Here is a 2,032-nt window from a genome sequence, read left to right as displayed (position 1 = left end):
ACCGTTATAGTTACGGCCGCCGTTTACTGGGGCTTCGATTCAAAGCTTCGCCTTACGGCTAACCCATCCTCTTAACCTTCCAGCACCGGGCAGGTGTCAGCCCCTATACTTCACCTTTCGGTTTCGCAGAGACCTGTGTTTTTGCTAAACAGTCGTTTGGGCCTATTCACTGCGGCTTCTCCATTGAAGAAGCACCCCTTCTCCCGAAGTTACGGGGTCATTTTGCCGAGTTCCTTAACAAGAGTTCTCCCGATCACCTTAGGATACTCTCCTCGTCTACCTGTGTCGGTTTGCGGTACGGGCACCACTTTCCTCGCTAGAGGCTTTTCTTGGCAGTGTGAAATCAGGGACTTCGCTACTCTATTTCACTCCCCATCACAGCTTATGATTGATGTACGGATTTGCCTATACATCTCACTCACTGCTTGGGCGCGCACATCCAGCGGCGCGCTTCCCTTATCCTACTGCGTCCCCCCGTTGCTCAAACGGAAAGGAGGTGGTACAGGAATATCAACCTGTTATCCATCGCCTACGCCTTTCGGCCTCGGCTTAGGTCCCGACTAACCCTGAGCGGACGAGCCTTCCTCAGGAAACCTTAGACTTACGGTGGAAGAGATTCTCACTCTTCTTTCGCTACTCATACCGGCATTCTCACTTCTAAGCGCTCCACCAGTCCTCACGGTCTGACTTCACAGCACTTAGAACGCTCTCCTACCATTGTCCGTAGGACAATCCGCAGCTTCGGCGGTACGTTTAGCCCCGGTAAATTTTCGGCGCAGAGTCACTCGACCAGTGAGCTATTACGCACTCTTTAAATGATGGCTGCTTCTAAGCCAACATCCTGGTTGTCTAAGCAACTCCACATCCTTTTCCACTTAACGTACACTTGGGGGCCTTAGCTGGCGGTCTGGGCTGTTTCCCTTTCGACTATGGACCTTATCACTCATAGTCTGACTCCCAAGGATAAGTCGATGGCATTCGGAGTTTGACTGAATTCGGTAACCCGATAGGGGCCCCTAGTCCAATCAGTGCTCTACCTCCATGACTCTTACCTTGAGGCTAGCCCTAAAGCTATTTCGGAGAGAACCAGCTATCTCCGTGTTCGATTGGCATTTCACCCCTACCCACACCTCATCCCCGCACTTTTCAACGTACGTGGGTTCGGGCCTCCAGCCAGTGTTACCTGGCCTTCACCCTGGACATGGGTAGATCACACGGTTTCGGGTCTACGACCATATACTATGACGCCCTATTCAGACTCGCTTTCGCTGCGGCTCCGTTTTTTCTAACTTAACCTTGCATATGATCGTAACTCGCCGGTCCATTCTACAAAAGGTACGCCATCACCCATTAACGGGCTCTGACTACTTGTAGGCACACGGTTTCAGGTTCTCTTTCACTCCCCTTCCGGGGTGCTTTTCACCTTTCCCTCACGGTACTGGTTCACTATCGGTCACTAGGGAGTATTTAGCCTTGGGAGATGGTCCTCCCGGATTCCGACGGAATTTCACGTGTTCCGCCGTACTCAGGATACACTCCGGAGGAAACAATATTTTGACTACAGGGCCGTTACCTTCTTCGGCTGATCATTCCAGATCGATTCATCTATATCGTTTCTTTGTAACTCCAATGGAGTGTCCTACAACCCCAGAAAGCAAGCTTTCTGGTTTGGGCTAATTCCGTTTCGCTCGCCGCTACTCAGGAAATCGCGTTTGCTTTCTCTTCCTCCGGGTACTGAGATGTTTCAGTTCCCCGGGTGTGCCTTCCTTAACCTATGTATTCAGTTAAAGATACTGCTTCATTACAAGCAGTGGGTTCCCCCATTCGGAAATCCCCGGATCGTAGCTTACTTACAGCTAACCGAGGCATATCGGTGTTAGTCCCGTCCTTCATCGGCTCCTAGTACCAAGGCATCCACCGTGCGCCCTTATTCACTTAACTAACATGAATAAAAACTGATTATTGATGCTTTGTAACATTTACAAATGTAAAATGTCGGATTCTTATCTAGTTTTCAAGGTGCTAAATTAAT

Annotated in this window: 1 rRNA gene; it reads right to left on the bottom strand. The window is 50.0% G+C overall.

The features are described 5' to 3' along the window. Nucleotides 1-1,941, bottom strand: a 23S ribosomal RNA gene (locus N784_RS15610); the annotation flags it as partial. Between the last annotated feature and the right edge of the window lie 91 nt (nucleotides 1,942-2,032).

Origin of the sequence: Pontibacillus litoralis JSM 072002, from assembly GCF_000775615.1 — a bacterium.
GTDB lineage: Bacteria > Bacillota > Bacilli > Bacillales > BH030062 > Pontibacillus > Pontibacillus litoralis.
The sequence above is the reverse complement of the archived record's forward strand: the minus strand, read 5'-3'. Positions and strand labels throughout refer to the sequence as shown.